The 17,202-nt window shown below is 67.9% G+C and carries 15 protein-coding genes; 2 read left to right on the top strand and 13 right to left on the bottom strand.

The genetic code is table 11. From position 1 onward, the window contains the following. Positions 1-5 precede the first annotated feature (5 nt). The 13 genes from AB0I53_RS29045 to AB0I53_RS28985 form a co-directional block, all read right to left on the bottom strand. The gene (locus AB0I53_RS29045) at positions 6-809 is read right to left on the bottom strand and encodes a methyltransferase domain-containing protein (protein ID WP_358609647.1); all 804 of its coding nucleotides are present in this window, start codon (positions 807-809) and stop codon (positions 6-8) included. Continuing rightward, complete coding sequence (locus AB0I53_RS29040; RefSeq protein ID WP_358609732.1) at positions 806-2,212, bottom strand: FAD-dependent oxidoreductase; 1,407 nt, start codon at positions 2,210-2,212, stop codon at positions 806-808. The genes AB0I53_RS29045 and AB0I53_RS29040 overlap by 4 nt, the downstream gene beginning before the upstream one ends. Further along, positions 2,209-3,480 (bottom strand): NAD(P)/FAD-dependent oxidoreductase, encoded by a 1,272-nt coding sequence (locus AB0I53_RS29035; RefSeq protein WP_358609644.1) that lies wholly within the window; start codon positions 3,478-3,480, stop codon positions 2,209-2,211. The genes AB0I53_RS29040 and AB0I53_RS29035 overlap by 4 nt, the downstream gene beginning before the upstream one ends. After that, positions 3,473-5,158, bottom strand: a complete 1,686-nt coding sequence (locus AB0I53_RS29030) for a prenyltransferase/squalene oxidase repeat-containing protein (RefSeq protein WP_358609642.1) — start codon at positions 5,156-5,158, stop codon at positions 3,473-3,475. Before AB0I53_RS29030 ends, AB0I53_RS29035 begins: the two co-directional genes overlap by 8 nt. After that, entirely contained in the window at positions 5,155-6,195 is a 1,041-nt protein-coding gene (locus AB0I53_RS29025) for a polyprenyl synthetase family protein (protein ID WP_358609639.1), read from the bottom strand. The genes AB0I53_RS29030 and AB0I53_RS29025 overlap by 4 nt, the downstream gene beginning before the upstream one ends. Positions 6,196-6,238: 43 nt before the next feature. Then, the gene (locus AB0I53_RS29020) at positions 6,239-7,288 is read right to left on the bottom strand and encodes a prenyltransferase (protein WP_358609636.1); all 1,050 of its coding nucleotides are present in this window, start codon (positions 7,286-7,288) and stop codon (positions 6,239-6,241) included. 28 nt (positions 7,289-7,316) lie between these two features. Then, positions 7,317-8,462 carry a 4-hydroxyphenylpyruvate dioxygenase gene (hppD, locus tag AB0I53_RS29015; RefSeq protein ID WP_358609633.1) on the bottom strand — a complete coding sequence of 382 codons (1,146 nt, stop codon included), beginning with the start codon at positions 8,460-8,462 and terminating at the stop codon, positions 7,317-7,319. A gap of 296 nt (positions 8,463-8,758) precedes the next feature. Beyond that, positions 8,759-9,034 (bottom strand): hypothetical protein, encoded by a 276-nt coding sequence (locus tag AB0I53_RS29010; RefSeq protein WP_358609630.1) that lies wholly within the window; start codon positions 9,032-9,034, stop codon positions 8,759-8,761. Between the two features lie 550 nt (positions 9,035-9,584). Beyond that, complete coding sequence (locus AB0I53_RS29005) at positions 9,585-9,812, bottom strand: integrase core domain-containing protein (RefSeq protein ID WP_358609729.1); 228 nt, start codon at positions 9,810-9,812, stop codon at positions 9,585-9,587. 1,086 nt (positions 9,813-10,898) lie between these two features. Next, on the bottom strand, positions 10,899-11,324 hold the full coding sequence (locus AB0I53_RS29000; RefSeq protein ID WP_358609627.1) for an SsgA family sporulation/cell division regulator: 426 nt from the start codon (positions 11,322-11,324) through the stop codon (positions 10,899-10,901). A 545-nt stretch (positions 11,325-11,869) separates the two neighbouring features. Next, on the bottom strand, positions 11,870-12,109 hold the full coding sequence (locus AB0I53_RS28995) for a hypothetical protein (RefSeq protein ID WP_358609624.1): 240 nt from the start codon (positions 12,107-12,109) through the stop codon (positions 11,870-11,872). An 809-nt stretch (positions 12,110-12,918) separates the two neighbouring features. Beyond that, positions 12,919-13,398, bottom strand: a complete 480-nt coding sequence (locus AB0I53_RS28990; RefSeq protein ID WP_358609621.1) for a M23 family metallopeptidase — start codon at positions 13,396-13,398, stop codon at positions 12,919-12,921. Between the two features lie 231 nt (positions 13,399-13,629). Further along, a complete protein-coding gene (locus AB0I53_RS28985; protein WP_358609618.1) occupies positions 13,630-14,103 on the bottom strand; it encodes a peptidoglycan DD-metalloendopeptidase family protein in 474 nt (157 codons plus the stop codon). 1,635 nt (positions 14,104-15,738) lie between these two features. Here AB0I53_RS28985 and AB0I53_RS28980 point away from each other — a divergent pair. Next, positions 15,739-16,206 (top strand): hypothetical protein, encoded by a 468-nt coding sequence (locus tag AB0I53_RS28980; protein WP_358609615.1) that lies wholly within the window; start codon positions 15,739-15,741, stop codon positions 16,204-16,206. Further along, positions 16,206-17,102 (top strand): TIGR01777 family oxidoreductase, encoded by an 897-nt coding sequence (locus AB0I53_RS28975; RefSeq protein ID WP_358609726.1) that lies wholly within the window; start codon positions 16,206-16,208, stop codon positions 17,100-17,102. The genes AB0I53_RS28980 and AB0I53_RS28975 overlap by 1 nt, the downstream gene beginning before the upstream one ends. Positions 17,103-17,202 lie beyond the last annotated feature (100 nt).

Raw genomic sequence — 17,202 nt, 5'->3', positions numbered from 1 at the left:
TGCTTTCAGCTCCTGCGGAGGGTGAGAACCGCGTAGCCGGTGTGCTCTTGGGCGTGTTCGACGATCAGCGGGATGGCCCGCTGGACCTGCTCCGCGATCCGGGCGTCCCGGATGGAGTCCAATGTGGATCGCTGCGCGCGCACCGCGGCGAGCAGCTCCGCGTAGGTCGGCCGGGTGGCTTCGGTGATGTCGAGGACGTCGGTCACCTCGAATCCCGCAGTCCGGATCCGGTCGGTCAGCTCGCTTAGCGGCGGTGGCGGGTTGAACGGGATGCCACCCGGTGGCGCCGACGCCTTCGACACCTCGAAGAAGTCGGCGACGACGAAGCGGCCACCCGGTCGCAGCACGCGCCGCACCTCGGCCAGGGCCCGCTTCAGGTCGGGCATGTGCAGCAGCGATTCCAGCGCCATCGCGGCGTCGAATTCGCCGTCGGCATAAGGCATTTCCATCGCGTTGACGAGCTCGAAGCCGACCTTGCCCGCGAACCCGGCCGTGCGCTCCCGAGCGGTCTCGACCTGCCGTTGGCTGATGGTGATCCCGGTGACCGCGCAACCCGAGGACTGGGCGAGCAGCGTGGCGGGGCGGCCGGTTCCGCAGCCGACGTCGAGCAGCCGTTGCTCGGGGCGCAGCGCGAGGCGGTCGCCGAGGAGGTGGGTCAGCCGATCCTGGGCCTCGGTGAACGAGCCACCGGCACCGCCGGTCCAGTAGCCGTAGTGGATGCTCTCGCCGAGCCAGGAGGAGAGGAACTTCTCCAGGCCGTCGTAGAACTGCGCGACTTCGTCTTCGGTGAACGCCATCTGATCGGTCAAGCCTTGCCTCCTTCGGGCGGGTCCTGCGGTGCCAACACGGCTCGTTCGGCGGGGGTGAACGGCGGGTCGCCGTTGTTCGGGCGGGCGCCGCCGCGGAGCAAGCCCCGGACTATCCGGGGGATGACCAGCGGAGACGGCACGCCGGAGAGCGTGTGGCCCTGCAACAGCGCGTCGAAGACGGCCGGGTCCTGGGCGGCGACCCGTTGCAGGCGGTCGGTCAGCCGTTTCTGCACGAGCAAGGCGCGGCTGGGCCCGCCGCCGACCACGTCCGGGTAGAGCCGGTCCTGGCTGGTCGCCATCATCCAGGACGCCTGTGCGGCGGCGGCGATCCCGCGCTGGATGCGGCGGCAGTTCCCTGGGCGCAGCTGATGTCGGTGCAGCCCCCGGTGCAGGGCAACGGCTTCGCCGGCCGCCACCGACATGCCGTGCCCGTAGGTCGGGTTCGTCGTCGCCACCGCGTCGCCGATCACCAGGAAGCCGTCCGGCCACCGGCGGAGTTGGTCGAAGCGGCGACGGCGGTTGGCGTTGTTGCGGTAACCGCGGGCGCGGCCAAGCGGTTCGGCGGCGGCGATGAGCTCGCTGACGACCCGGTGCGGCAACGCCCGGGCGAACTGCTCGAAACCCGCGTCGTCCACCGGAGGTTCCATGCCCCTGGTGCCGGAAAGGGTCACCAACCACTGGTCGCCCTCGATGGGGAAGATCACCCCAGCCCGGCCGGGACGACCGTTGCCGGGTTCGGCCTGGATCGAGACGTTGGGGAAGTCCGCGGGTGCACCGGGCGGCACGCGGTAGAGGCGGGTGGCGTAGGCGAGTCCGGGATCGACCAGCTCCTCGCGCACCTCCGGTAGTCCCAGCAACCGCAGCCACTCCGGGGCCTTCGAACCGCGCCCGGTCGCGTCGACGACGAGGTCCGCTTCGAGCAGCCGCGGCTGCCCGGACGCCCGGTCCCGCACCAGCACCCCGGTCACCCGCGCACCGTCGCCGCACAGCCGCAACGCGGTGGTGTCCTCCTCCACCCGGATCCGGCCGTCGCCGAGCACCCGCTTGCGGACGACCCAGTCCAGCAGGGCCCTGCTGCAGGACAGCGCGAAGCGCATCTCGCGGAACCGCGGCATCCAGCCCTGCGCGGTCAGCGACACCACGTCGCGGGGCAGCCCGAGCCGGCGCGCGCCGTGCCCGAGCAGCTCGTCGACGACGCCGGGCAGCAGCGCGTCCAGCCGCCGGACCCCGCCGGTCAGCAGCAGATGCCCGTGCTGCGCCTGCGGAACGCCCTTGCGGACGACCGGACCGTCGGGGTACCGGTCGCGCTCGACCACGACGACCGAATCCAGGTGCCGGGCGAGCACGGACGCCGCCAGCACACCCGCCAGGCCACCGCCCAGCACCACTGCTCGTCCGTTCACACCCAAGCCGGTGTCCTTCCCGCTCGCGGATCTGGCAGCCCGAGCTGGTGCATGCGGTCCAGCACGGTGAACGGGCGGATGCCCAGCCCGGCCATGTTGTAGGTCGCCACGTAGCGCAAGCGGCTGTTCCGGCTGGTGTGGCGCAGCATCCGGCGGCCGATCACCTTGCCCGCCCACGACGTGTCGGTGATCATCCGGGTCGCATCGTGGCTCATCCGGTCGATGTGGCGGACCCAACCGGCGCGCGCCTCCTGGTAGCTCACCAACGCCGTGTCCACCGCAGACTTCTGCAGCGGGCCGTCGCCGACCAGCCCGGCCAGGGCGTGCGCGTCGGCTATGGCGGTGTTCATGCCCTGCGCGGCCATCGGGTGCACGGCGTGCGCCGACTCGCCGACCATGGCCAGTCCGGGCACCGACATCCTGGATGCCGTGAACCGCCACAGCTTCAGCAACTGCCGGGTGTCGAGACTTGCCCGCAACGAATCGAGCAGCGGCCGAAGCGACGGCGCATCGGCCGCCAGCCCGTCGCACCACGTCGTCAGCTCGTCCTTCTTGATGCCGCGCAGCTCATCCGCACCCACCTGCACGTAGAGCCGAATCCGGTTGCCGGGCAACGGGTAGAGCAGCCGCAGGCCGCGGTCGGTGAGGTAGGCGGACACCTCGCTGGGCAGCTCCGGTCCGCCGGAGAGCTCGAAGGACGCCAACCGGTGGGCGTATTCGACGGGGTCGGTGGTGATCCCGGCCAGCTTGCGCAGCCGCGAGGACAGGCCGTCGGCGGCGACGACCAGCGGTGCGCGCACCTCGTAGGTCCGGTCGCCTTCGCCGACCACGACCCCGTCCGTCCGCCCGCTCGCATCCCGGCTCAGGTCCTTGACCAGCGCACCGCGCCGCCACTCGACCTCGTCGGCGAGGCCGTCCGCGAGCACGCCGAGAATTTCCGAGTAGTCGTGGCTGAGCAGGTGGTGGCCTTGACCGGCGAGCGCGGCGTAGTCGAAGACCATCACCTCGCGGCCGTCGGCTTCGCGGATCACCAGCCGGTCCATCTGCACCGCGCCGCGGTCCCGCAACTCGGGCAGCACGCCCCATTCCCGCAGGATGCGGATCGAACTCGGTTGCAGCACTTCGCCTTTGGCGATCGCCACCGGCTGCCGCTGCTTCTCCAACAACAGCACCCGCAAGCCCCGCGCGCCGAGCGCGTGCGCGGCCGCCAGGCCGCCGACACCGGCCCCGGCGACCACGACGTCGTAGGTCGCGGACGACTCAGCCATTGCCCACCTCCCGATACGCCGCGAGCGCACCGATCGCCAACCCCTGCGCGATCAGAGGATCCGAGTAGTGCACGTAGTCCCGGATGTAGATGCAGGTCTGGCCCGGCTCCCACCGGCCGTCCGGCTGCTGGGCGGCGACCAGCCACTCGGCGCCGTGCCGCGCCGCTTCGTGCTCGCCGCAGGCCACCAGCGCGCGGGTCGCGTGCCCGGTCTCGTCCGGGGTGCCGTCCTGATCACCGCGCCCGGTGCTCCACGAACCGTCGTCGAGCTGCGCGGCCAGCAGCCAGTCCCGGGCCTTGGCCGCGACCGGATGCCCGCGCATGCCGAGCTTGGTCAGCGCGTGCACCACGGCGGCGGTGGCGGGCACGCCGCCGCGATGCCACCTGGCCTCGAACGACCCGTTGGGCGCCTGGTGTCGCTCGAGCCAGCGCAGGGCGCGGCGGATCGGCGGGTCCGAAGTGGCGACACCGACGCTGTGCAGGATCTCGATCGCCAGCGCGGTGATGAACGGGCACGGACCGTCCAGCGGCACCAGGGTGTTTCGCACGAAAGTGCTCCACGAGCCACGCTTGTCCTGCTGCGCCATCAGCCACGCGATGCCGCGCCGCATGATCCGCTCGGTGTCCGGATCGAGTTCTACGTCGGCCACCAGGATCCGCAGCACCAGAACGGTTTCCAGTGCGTTCGGCCAGCCCTTGCGGCCGGTCCAGGCCCACGCGCCCGCCGGGCTCGCGTACACCTCGGACGGTTCGAGCTGCTGGCACCCGGCCAGCCAACTGCGGGCCCGGAGCAGCCGCGGATCGGCGGAGTGGCCCGCCAGCGCCAGCCCGTGGACGCTGAAGGCCATGCCGGTGACTTCCACCCGTTCGGCCTCGACGCCGTGGATCAGGTGCCAGGAACCGCCGGGCTGCGCCGTCATCCGCAGGTACTCCACCGAACGCCGGGCCAGCTCCGGGGCGGCGCCGGCCCGGGTCAGCGCCGTGCACACCAGGCCGGTGAGCCATGGATCGCCGCCGTAGGAACCGACCCCGCCTTCCTGCTGGTCGAACGCCTCCAGCAGTCGTGCCGCGACCGGTCGGGCGAGCCGGTCGATGGCCCGGGCCAGCGGATTGTGCTTGCGCTGCCGGGATTGCATGAACGACAGGGCCAGGAACGGCGGGGTCAGGTAGGACAGCAGCCGCCTGCGCAGCGCGGCGGGCAGCAGGACCAGCTCGACCGGAACCCGTCGCAACCGGTTCGCGTCCTGCAGGCCGGCGATGGACAGCACCAGGCCACACAGCTGTCCCATCATCGGGTCGTCGAGTCCCGCCACGCCGCCCCGGCGGTCGATCCAGCCGCGTGCGCGGGAGACGCTGTCCGCGCCGTCCGAACCCGCCGCCAGGTGCAACGCCGCCGTGGCCATCGCGGTCGCGACGAAGTCGCTGGGGAAGCCTTCGAGGGTGCCCCAGCCGCCGTCGGGGTTCTGCACCCGCAGCAGCCACGCGACGCCGCCGGCGATCAGGTCCGCCGACCGATCGGCGTCGGCGAAGTGCAGGGCCAGGACCGCGCCGGCGGCACCGGAGACCGCAGCGCGGCGCGGATTCGGCCAGGAGCCGACGCCCGCCGCGCCGAGCAGAACCTGTTCGGCGGCGTGGATCGCCTGCTCCAGCCGGTCCGTTGTGGACAGTTCTCGGGTCACCGTGTCCTTCCGATCAGCGTGTTTGCCAGCGCCTCGAAGGACTTTCGGACGGTGTCGGGCATGTCCAGCGAGTCCAGGCACTCGCCAACCCCGGTGAGGTGCCTCGACGCCTCCTTCTCGGCGAACTTCCGGCCGCCGGCCTCTTCGACGAGCTCGGCGGCCAGCCGGAGCCCGGCGTCGTCGCGCAGGCCCTCGGTGAGCAGCGGCGCCAGCCGCGCTCTGGCGGGCGTGTCGGTGGCCAGCGCGGCGATGACCGGCAAGGTCTTCTTACCCTCACGCAGGTCTCCGAAGACCGGCTTCCCGGTGACCGCCGGATCACCCCAGATGCCCAGCACGTCGTCGGTGCATTGGAAGGCCAAGCCGAGGTGGCGGCCGAGGACGTCGAAGGTCCGCACGGCGCTGGGCGGAGCCTCGGCGAGTTGCGCGCCGCCCGCGGCGGCGAAGGCCAGCAACGCGCCGGTCTTCGCCTCGGCCATCGCCTGGTACTCGTCGAGCGTCACCGCCTGCGGGCCCGACCAGGGGCGCCTGGCGAACTCGATGTCCTGCACCTGCCCGATCACGATCTCGCGCATCGCCACCGCGAGCCGCTCCGCGACCGCCGCCGCGTTCGGCTGGCCGGTGCCGAGCAGGCACTCGAACGCCGCGGCGTGCAGCGCGTCGCCGATCAGGATCGCCGCCGGCACGCCGTGGGCCTTCCACACCGAAGGCCGGCCGCGCCGCTGCTCGTCGCTGTCGATGATGTCGTCGTGGATCAGGCTGAAGTTGTGCACCAGCTCGGCGGCGGCCGCGGCCGGCAGCGCGGCCGAATGCGGGGCGCCGACGGCCTCCGCGGCGAGGATCGCCATGGTCGGCCGGATCGCCTTGCCCGCGGTGTAGGGCTCGTCGGTCTGCCAGCCGAAGTGGTAGCACCCGATCGCGGCCAGCGACGGGTCCAGCGCTTCGACGATGTTGCGCAGCAGCGGTTCGGTGAGTCCGCGTGCCCGGTGGGTCGCGCTCGCGATCAGGTCGTGATCGGCGGTGACCGGAGACGTCGTCATGGTCGACCTCGCTCCTCGTGGTTGGGCAGGTTCGGGTGGGGGCTCACTCAGCTGGACTCGGCGCGCTGGCGCGGTTGGTCTGCGCGGCGCGGACCAGCCAGGTGCCGAAGATCAGGAAGGTCGCGCCGACCACCGCCAGCCACGGTTGCCACAGCCGTCCACCGTGGACCCCCAGGTCCACGAGGAGGCCGACGATGATCGACGAGGAGGTCAGCGGCATGTGCATCGACGCCCAGAACGTCACCGCGTTGGCCCGCCGCGGCTCGGCGAGCGCACCCGTGGTCAACTGCCGGGTCACCCAGATCGGCACCGGTGCGGTGGCCAGCATCAACAGCCCCGCCGACACCGGGATCACGCCGGTGACCAGCAGCAGCGCGATCGCCGCGTACCCGACGAACTGGCCGACCGCGAACAACCGGACCAGCCCGGCCGCGCCGAGCAGCACCGCGAGAGTGCGCTTGCCGGTGGCTCGGTCCCCTTCGATGTCGGAGAGGTTCATGATGGCCATCCGCAGGAACTGGAACACGAACAGCACGCCGACGTAGCCCAGCCCGGCGGTGTCGATCGTCCCGGCCTGCACGACGCACGCCAGCAGCGGTCCCAGCCCGTACAGCACCAGCGCGCAGCTGGCCTCGCCCAGGCCGTGGTAGTTCAGCCGCAGCGGGGGAGCGGTGTAGAGCCAGGCAAGCGCGATGATCGTCGTCGCCACCAGCCGGGTCTCCAGGCTCGGCAGCAGCGCCAGCAGCAGCACCCCGACGAACAGCAGCACGAACGCCGCGCCGAGGCTCACCTCGGGCCGCAGGTGCCCGCCGACCAGGATCCGGCTGCCGCCGGTCCAGGACGTGGGTGCGGCGTTGGCGCGGTCGGCTTCCAGGTCGAAGTACTCGTTGCAGTAGTGCGTCATCAGGTGCGTGCACCACGCGAACAGCAGGGTCACCAGGTACCAGCCGAGGCTCGCCTGGTGACCGCTGTGAACGGCGATGGTGACGCCGGCGGCGACCACCAGCATGCTCTGGAATAGGAACTTCGGGCGACCCAGGCGCACGAACGCCAGCAGCGGTCGCGGCGCGGTCTCAGTTGGGTTCGATGTCATCGGGTACGGGCCCTCCCGCCGAGGCCGATCAGAGGTTTCCGCGCCGGGCCTGCTCGCGCTCGACCGCCTCGAACAGGGCCTTGAAGTTGCCCTTGCCGAATCCCTGCGAGCCGTGGCGTTCGATCAGTTCGAAGAACAGCGTCGGCCGGTCCTGCACCGGCGCGGTGAAGATCTGCAGCAGGTAGCCGTCCTCGTCGCGGTCCGCGAGGATCTTGAGCTCCCGCAGTTCGTCCAGCCGCACCCGGGTTTCCCCGACCCACTCGTCCAACGTGTCGTAGTAGGCATCCGGGGTGTCCAGGAACTGCACCCCGGCCGCGCGCATCCGGCGCACCGCCGCGACGATGTCGTCGGTGGCCAGCGCGATGTGCTGCACCCCGGGCCCGCCGTTGAACTCCAGGAACTCCTCGATCTGCGACTTCTTCTCGCCGACGGCCGGCTCGTTGATGGGGAACTTGACCTTGCGCTCCCCGTCGGCGACCACCTTCGACATCAGCGCCGAGTACTCGGTGGCGATGTCGTCGCCGACGAACTCCTTCATGTTCGTGAAGCCCATCACCCGCCGGTAGAACTCCACCCACTCGTTCATCCGGCCGAGCTCGACGTTCCCGACCACGTGGTCGATCTCGTGGAAGGCGCCCTCGGCGGCACCGGTCGATTCCCGCGCCTCGAAGCCCGGCAGGAACACCGCGTCGTCGGTCCGCTCGACGAGCGTGTGCCGGACGTCGCCGAAGGTCCCGATCGCCGCGAGCCGCACACCGTCGGCGCCTTCAGCGTCGTGCGGCGCCTCCAGCCCGGTTGCGCCGCGCAGCACGGCGTTCTCGTACGCGCGGTCCACATCGGCGACCCGCAGCGCGATGTCGATGACGCCGTCGCCGTGGACCGCTAGGTGGCGGTCGATCTCGGTGCCCGCACGCGCCGCGCCGGTGAGCAGGAACCGGGTTCGCCCGGCAACCATGAGGTACTCGGCTCGATCGCGATACCCGGTTTCCGGTCCCCGGTACGCGGCGCAGCGCATGCCGAAGGCCGTCGCGTAGAAGTGGGCGGCCTGCTTGGCGTTCCCCACGACGAATCGGGGGTGGTCGATGCCCAGGACCGGGAACGAATCGAGTGACCAGGGTGCCGCGGCGGTGGCGTCGAGGGCAGTGCTTTCGAGAAAGTCCTCGGAAGGCAACATGTTTGGCGAAGTCCCCTTTCCGGCCGTCGGTCGGGTCAGCGGCAGGAAGCCTCTACTACCGGACCAGGGCTCGACAATCCTTTCACCGCAGCGTGAAAGGATTGTCGCGGAAACCGTATCCAGCATCACAAAACACTGGCTCGGTGCGCGCGAAGCTCTCACGCGGTCCGCGAGTACGCGCTCCCGACGTCGTGCCCGACCACAATGGACGTGTTAACTCCTTGTTTTGCCCTGGCTGGCCAGGATTTGGAACGGTCTTGAGCGAAATGTCGCGGTCGGCGTGACGAAGGGGCCGTTCACGACCACAGGTCACGCGGTCGCAGGGCCAGGGTGGCTCCGGCGCCGATCACGCCGGTGAGCGCCAGGTAGGCGCAGGCCCACCACGGGGAACCACCGCCGACGGCCAGCAGGCCCGTGACGATCAGCGGCGTCAGCCCCGACGCATAGATGCCGGAGAATTGGTACACGAACGACATCCCGGTGTAGCGGAGCCGGACCGGGGTCAGTTGCGCGCACAGCGTTCCTCGCGGCGCGTAACGGTAGTTCTCTTGATCGCTATTTCTGCTGGTCAACACGGGCTCGCCGGTAGCTGTGCGGTGTCAGCACTATCAGGTGCACGGGTCGGCCCGGCCGAAGAGTTGATTCCCATCGGCGGTGTTCAGGCCATCAGTTTTGACGCTGGCGATGGGAGGAAAATGGGAGGATTGTGCTTTCCTGGGCTGTGTTGTACTGCGCTCGACGTCAGCGATCTGCACCGATTTGTGCTGCGGTTTCTGGGTTCTCGCGATCAGTGTCTCTTGTGGACATATCTGGGGGCCAAGGGATCGCAAGTTCAAATCCTGTCAGCCCGACGTTGGCGGAAGCCCGCTGACTGGCACGTAAGTGCAGGTCAGCTTGATTTTCGTGCCCCGGTGTGGATCTTGGATGATCGTCCTGATGGGTGCCGTCTCGATTTTTCGGCATTTTTGGGAGGATCGGTTTCGTGGCGAAATGGGGTCGCGTTGTGGGAGCCGTTGCTGTTCGCCCGCGTGGGTGGTTTTGGTGCGTGCTGGGCGCTTTGCACTGATCGCGCGGAGATGTGGGCCTGGTACTCGATGACGATCTGCCGGCCAATGCGGATCATCAGGTTGTTGCGATCAGTACGCCTGCCTTCAGGTGCGTGTCGGGTTCCAAAACTCGGCCGGTGGGTCTGATCTGCGGTCGCCGACCGTTGTAGTGCCGGATGTACTGGGCCAGCACGGTTCGCAAGTGTCGTTCACCGAAGATCGGCATGCGATCGGTGAGTTCGGTTCTAGCGGTGAGCACGAACCTCTCGGCGAAGCAGTTCGCTCGGGGGCAGCCGGGAGGAATCTTCCCGACACGGATGCCGGCGTCAGCCAGGACCGCGTCGAACGACGCCGTGAACTGACCGGCCCTATCTCGGATTGAGAAACCTGAACTCAGCGGCCCGGTCGCCGAGGTCCATCAGAAGATTGCGGGCCTGCTGTGTGGTCCACGCTCCGTCCGGTTTCGTGGTCGTGCCGAGGATGTGCACGGAGCGGTTGTGCATTTCCAACACGAACGGCACATAGATCCGCTTCAGACCAGCCAGCCCGCAAGCCGGATGAAATCAGGTGGAGCAGGCGCAACGACACGGCGCGCGATCATTCCTGGATCGCCGCTGTGTGCCGATCAGTGCAGGTCACGGCCGCGGCCAACTTTTGGAACCCGACAGGCTTCCGGGCGGGCCGCGGGCGTGTACTGGTGCCATGCCGGAGTCGACGCGGCGCTGCGCGGTCCGCCACGCACCGCTCCCCTCGGGGTCGGTGCGCCGGTACTACTCGCACGCCTGCGTGCAGCGGGCCTCTCGTCGACGGACCCGCCTCGCCCGCTGGATCGAGCCGCGATCAGGCTCAGCAAGGACTTGGGAGAGCCGATCCCACTGGCGGACGCGCGCAGCCCGATGTCGGTACTGCGCAGTGATCGGTCGCTCGCCCTGACCGTCGCCGGTTCGAGGGAGACCTTCTGCGCAGTGCGTGGTCAGGCTGAAATCGGGTCAGTAGTTGAACGACCCGGCGAGCGGGCCGAGAGATCGCCGGGGCCCCTTCCTCGGTCACACGCTGCGCGCCTCGTGGGCGAGTTCGAGTCGTTGGGCGAGGGAGTAGGCGCCGCGGCGGTCGGCGACCGCCAGGGCGGGGCGAGCTCGTCCCAGGTGACGCCTTGGCGGCGGGCCTGGTCGATCAGCTGCGCCGCGAGGTCACCAGTATTCCTACCCCAAGTACGACCTCCTGGTGTCCACCGCGGGCACCGTCGGCGGCGGAGGCGGTGACCAGTGGGAAGTCGCATCCGACGAGTACGCGGTGTGCCGGATTGATGCCTTGCACCACGACGGCGAGGATCCCGACCGGCGTCTGGTCGAGCTGTTGGCCCAGGCCCGCGCCCAGAGCGAACTGGGCACTACAGGTTGTGCGGGAGCAGCCGGCTCAGCGCTTCGTCGACGCTCATCCACCGGTGTTCGTCACCGGGTGCGACCGCGTCGTAAGTGTCGTTCAAGAACTCCACAAGCTGATCAGCATTCACTTCGAAGGTGGCCTGCCCTGACGGCGAGCTCAACGCGATCACGATCAACCTCGGAAAGTCCAGTCGAGGGCCGATTCGGACGTCGCCTTCGCCTGCCTCGGCGACCAGCCCGTCGGCCAGCAGGTCGCGGGCGATCACCCAATCCACCTGACCGGCCTTACCCACGTTGAGCTTCATGCAGATCTCGTACGGATTGCGGCTGTCGTACCGCAGTTCCACGCCAACCGGCGCGACCACTCCTGCCGGGACTACCAGGTTGAAGACCATGGTGGCGAGCACCGTACTGTGATCGTTTGTCATCATGTCCGCACTCCCGAGCATCGGTTTCGCTTCCGAGATGCCAGCTTGCCCAACTTGGGTCTATTCCTTCATCACGACGTCTTCAGGCCTGGGGAAGGAGCTTCGGGTGAGTATTCACGTAGCCCTACGCGGACATGGCGGGCCCACTGTGGACTTTGGGTGGGGTTGGCGGTGTCGTCAGGCGGGTGTTGGATGGGTGGTCGCCAGAGGTTGCCGGTGATGGCTTGGCGGATCGCGGTAGCCCCGCCCGCTCGCCTTCCCAGGGGCACGCGGACAGCAGCACCAGGAGCATCGGGACCAGTGCGAACAAGCTGATTCCGACCGAGTCGACCGTGCGGCTCAGCGCCAGCCGGAATCCCGGTACGCCTCCGCACGCGCCCGCGGTCGTGACCGCGCCACCACCCGTGCCCACGGCGGACACAATGCTGCCCCGGAGTCAGCACACCGGGGCAGCATTGTGTCCGGGACGCGGGTCCAAGACTATCGCGTTCGTGACGGGGGTATTGCGAGGTAATAGCTTCGCCCCTGCCCCCAATGCGAGCCGGGTGTCAGCTCAGCACCTCCAGGTAGATCCAGCCCTTGCTGTCGGTGTAGCACCTGGCGTCCTTGTAGGTGCCGTCGGCCTTGAGCTGCGCTGCCTCCGCATTGCACTGGTCCATCGAGGAATACACCGCGGGTCCGCCGCCGACGGTCTCCCAGCCAGCCGCGGAAGCGGCGCCGACGGTCAGCGGAATGGAAACCACGGCGGCGCCGACGGTCAGAGCAGCAGCGATAAGGGAACGCCGCATCTTCATATGCAACTCTCCTGACAAACAAGGCCAGAATGGCCTAGCCGGTTTCTTGCAGGGCCAAGATTACGTTCACCCGGTTCCGGAGCCGCAACGGTGAACCGAACATGTAGGGATTCCTTGCAGGAGGAGACGCTCCGCGCGTCATAGGTGCCGGTTGGCCGATGGGCCCAACCGGGCATCCGCCCCACCTCGGCCCCGCCGTGTTCGATGATTCCCGCGGCGACGGACGCGGCAGCGTGGTGCGCACGGTGATGTTCACCCACTCTTGGCCCTCCGCCACTGCTCGGCGACCGAACTCCGCACCGTCGGAGTGGCCCTAACGCGGACATGGCGGATCCACTGTGGACTTCGGGTGGGGTTGGCGGTGTTCCGCGCAATCCGGCCAGGACGGGCGGGGCCTCGGGTTGTTCCGTCGCAGCACAGCCACCTCGTGCCGCTATGCGAGTTTCTCCGCGTCCTTCGACGCCGACGACCGAGCGAACAGGGCAAGCCAGGACGGCACCTGAACGATGAGCCGATAGACCAGACGAACAGACACGATCGCGGGTCATCGGACGTCACGATCGACCAGGTCAAACCGGATGACCGCATTCTCGACCAGGACAGGCAACTCCATGCATCCGGCCCGAAAAGGACAGCGCCGCTCGACGAGCCTGCGTCGACCTTCCGATTGACGCCTCCACGCAACGGCGGGGGTTGACCTCGTTCGAGATCCCGAGATCAACCCCCGCCGTTGCGTGCTCGTTCAGTTCCGACCCTGTTGAGCCGCAAGGAGGTGCAACAGGATCGCGTCCGCGTTCAGCTGGTCAGGATCGGGGGTTCACGCTCACCGGCGACGTACCGGTGCCGGGCGTCTGCCCCTGCAATATGGCGGGAACGCCTACGCGGGTGTTGCAGTCGATCACCTGGAAGTGCAGGTGTGGAGCAGACGACGCTCCAGTGCTCCCCGACAAGCCGATGACCCGCCCCTGCGGAACCTGGTCGCCGGTGTTGTAGATCGCCTTGTTGAGGTGCGCGTAGTGGGTGCACTGGCCGTTCGGGTGCTGGATGATGACCTCGATGCCGTTCTGCCAGTACGGCGACCAGTCCGACGCGAGGATGATCCCGCCCTGGGCAGCTGACACCTCGTAGTTGGCGGGAAGACCGAAGTCCCAGGCGTACTCGTTGTACGGGCCAACGTGCGAGTAGGTGCCCTCCGGCCCCTGGGTCACCACGTACGACTCACCAGCGGGATACGGCAGTGCGTAGTCGTCCGCGGCCGAAGCCGGCGTCGCACTCCCTAACATGAACGTTGCGCCCATGAACACCGGCGCGACAGCGCCGACAATTCTCCTGAATGAATTTTTCCGGTTCACCACGTCGTCACCTTTCGAAAAGAACGGACTGCAAGAACAAGCCGGCCGCGATGACGAATTGCTCCGGGGTCGCAGGAGAAAACAGAGACTCCAGTTCCACTTCGGAGCTGCTGATCGTCGTCGGCAGCGGCACACGCCTGGCGGCGCACTGGGGGATGTGGATCAGGCGGGCAAGCCCAAAGAGGACCACACCACGAACGGGTCCACATCGTCGCAGGGGCCGATGGGCGAGGCGCCCCAGTTGCCGTGCGACGCGCGGTAATGGACGTGCGGGAAGGTGAGTCCGTCCGCCGTCGTCCCGACCTGCGCCCACACATCGCCTTCTTCGAAGGTGCGGCCAACCGGCAGCTGGGAACCGTCCAGCAGGTGGCCCATGGTCATCGTCATGTCGATCGACGGGAAGTAGACCTGGATCCAGCGGTGATATCCGCCGGCGTCATAACCGGTGCCTACGACCTGGCCCGATCCCCAAGCGTGGATGTTGGTTCCGGTGGGGGCTGAGATGTCGAGGCCCTTGTGGCGCTGATCGCCATTGCAGCCGAACTGGTAACCGGGAACGTAGAGGTTGTACGCGGCTTCGGTTACGCCGTTCGGCACACCCCACCAGGTGTTGTCGGGCAGCCCGGTCGCCTGCACAGAAGCGACGGTCGCGGTGGTCGTCATGTTCGGGGCGGCGGCAGCGACGCTGACTCCTGCGAATGTACCGATTGCAAGGGTCGAGGCGATCGCGGCCGCCCTGAGTAATTTGTTCACGAACGGGACAATATGGTGGTCAATAATCTACTGCAACAAGCTAATTTGTGATACCGATCACATTTCATTGCCAGTCGGTAACGAGGTCAACTCGGTCTATTGCCAATATTCCCAGATTGAACATTTTTGAACTCGGCGGCTGGATATGACGCAGGCTCAGTTCGGCAGACCGGAACGTGGCGCAAAACCGCCAAGTGACCTCGACAAGCTCGCCGCGTGGACGCCTGCTCTCCGCATTCCCCCGAACCCCTTCTTACGGTCTTGGCCGCCGATTCCTTGTCCGAGTAGGCCTCGATCAACGTCGCGTCCACATCGATGACGACCTGGCGGTCCAGTCACGGGACCCCGGCATGGCCCCGCAGCTGGGCCCGAGCCGCCGCCCGCGCACCAGCGATGCCCACGCCCTCTCGGCATCGGTGGCCAGCAGATCGATCAGCCGCGAGACAGTGGGATCGGACAGGCACTTCCACTCATTTCAACCCAACGTCACAACACCCCACGTGAAAGCCCCAGGAATAGCAGCGCACGCCAGGATTTCAGCGTTGACCGTAGTGGGCCAACCGCAGCCGGATCCGGTCTCATGCAGTGGTTTCCGGTCTTCTGCTCCTGGCGGCAGGAAATTCTCGACGAAGCCACGGACGACCACAGTTGGATGGCGCCCCCGTTACGCCGCCGCGAGCCACGCCCGGAGCACTGCGCTATCCGAGTAGTGCTCGGCTGGTGACGGCGATGCACTCGCTGGCAGGAGTGCCGACGGTGAGGGACTGGTGGTCAGCCTCGGATGGCGGGACGGATTCTGAAGCTGCACGTTCCTGCTGTAGCGGGGGAGTGTTGTGACTGTCATCGATAGTTGGCCATGGCGAATGCCTCTACCTGGGGTCGTGCGAGGTCCGTGTGATTTCAGTTGGCCAAGAATGTCAGACCTAGCCGGCCACTCGGTCGGCGACGCCAGGTAGGGCAGAGAGGCTGACACGCACGGCACGATCACGCTTTCCCGCAGTGAGCGGATGGCAACATCGACGAAGCCCACGGTGCAAGGCCGTCGTGCCCGGACTGTGCCGTGCTGATTGGCGAGACACACGCGGACGGCTGCGGCGCGGACCAATGGATCGGTTGCCGACCAGGTGAAGAATTCTCTGAACTAAAGCCCTGGGGAGGGCCGACATCGAGCACTGCCTGCCGCCAACAGAACGCGCTCCCCGTGGCTACCTGTTGGATGGCGGTACGACCGATTCCCGGCCGGGTTTGGTCGAGGTACTCGACGGGAGGCTTCAGTCGGGGCGACTACGTGGTCGGCCCCGGTTCAGGGATGGCCCGGAGGCGGCCAGTTGGCGTTCATGGCCGGTGACCTCGCGAAGCGCCCCGATCGAAACCGACACCGACTTGTACCGCTCGCCCACCCGGGCCGAAAAACACTCCCCCTGATACGGCGGGTCCGTGACGACTTCGGTGTCATCGGGATTCTTCAGTCTGGGGCAACCGGCTACGCGAGATCGGACGAATGATTAGTCTTCAAGAATGTCCACCTCCGTGGGAACGTTCGCCGTGATCCTTGTTCTGGTTCATCTGACCCTCGCCGCTGTGTGGCTGGGATCGATGGTGTACAGCCTCGTGGTGGTTCAGCCGCGGGTGGCGCGGTTCTTTCCCGACGAGCATCAGCGTGAGGATTTCCTGCTTGAGTTGGCGAGCGGGAACCGGTGGCCGGTAGCGGGCGTGATCTGCACCCTCCTACTGACCGACTCCGGCCTTGCCGCTCTCGTGCCGCAGCGGGTGGTCGCCTACGGCGCCGTCGCCGTGCTGTACGCGGCTGCCGGGGCGGTGTTCTGCAACGTTTCGTGGCGGCATTGGCCTGCACGGGTCTTCGCCTCCGTCAACGAGTTGGCGGGGTTCCGCCAGCGGCTGCGGTGGCAGGCGTGGATCATGTTGGGGCTGGTCAGCGCCGCGTTTGTCGTCGCGTTGGCCGCTAGCGTGAGGATGGTGGCGTGATGCTCGTGGTCATGGCGGGAGCCAGCGGGTTGATTGGTACGGCACTGCGCCGATCACTGGAAAGCGATGGCCACACGGTCCGAAGGCTTGTGCGGCGGCAGCCGGCGTCGCCGGATGAAGTGCGGTGGGACCCAGTTGCCGAGCCCAGTTCGGCATGGGTCGCGGGAGCCGAGGTCATCGTCAATCTGGCCGGTGCACCTCTGGGTGGGCAGCGTTGGACACGAGGGTACAAGTCCCTGCTACTGCGCAGCCGGATCGATAGTGCTCACATGCTTGCGGTCGCGGCAGCGGCGGCGCATCGACCACCTCGGGTGATGATCTCGGCTTCCGGCATTCGGTTTTACGGCGTCGACCGTGGTGACGAGGTGCTGGGCGAGTCCGCGAGTGGTGTGGCGGACGGTTTCCTTCCCACGGTCACGCGCGCCTGGGAGGAGGCGACCAGCCCGGCGAGTGCTGCGGGAATCGCCGTATGTCACTTGCGACTTGGCCTGGTGGTCTCCCGTTACGGTGGATTCCTGCCCAGGCTGCTGCCCATGTTCCGAGTGGGACTGGGGGCCACCTTGGGTAGCGGGAGCGAGTTCTGGAGCTACGTATCACTCGCCGACGCGGTCCGCGCGATCCGGTTTCTCATGGCCCGTCCAGGAGCTGAAGGGCCTTACAACATCGCCGTGCCCAACCCGATCCGAAGCCGGGCATTCACCCACGCGTTAGCGAGCGCGATCGGCAAGCAAGCATTGCTGCGTGTGCCTACTGGATTGCTGCGGGTAGCGATGGGTCAAGTGGGTCCCGAGGTCCTGGGCAGCTTGCGGGTCGTCCCTACCCGCCTGACCGAAGCGGGTTTCGAGAGCTGGCACCCAGACATCGCCTCCGTCTTGGATGACGCGTTACACCACTGACGCATCCTGGCGCCGCCGCCTGGCGATGCCGCTGCCTGCGCTGTGGCGCAGAAACTCGAACCCGGCTAACCAGAATTCGTGCGGGCAAGGCCGCTGCCGC

This window comes from Saccharopolyspora sp. NPDC050389, from assembly GCF_040655595.1.
GTDB lineage: Bacteria > Actinomycetota > Actinomycetes > Mycobacteriales > Pseudonocardiaceae > Saccharopolyspora.
Note: the sequence above shows the minus strand (reverse complement) of the source record. Positions and strands in the feature narration are given on the sequence as shown.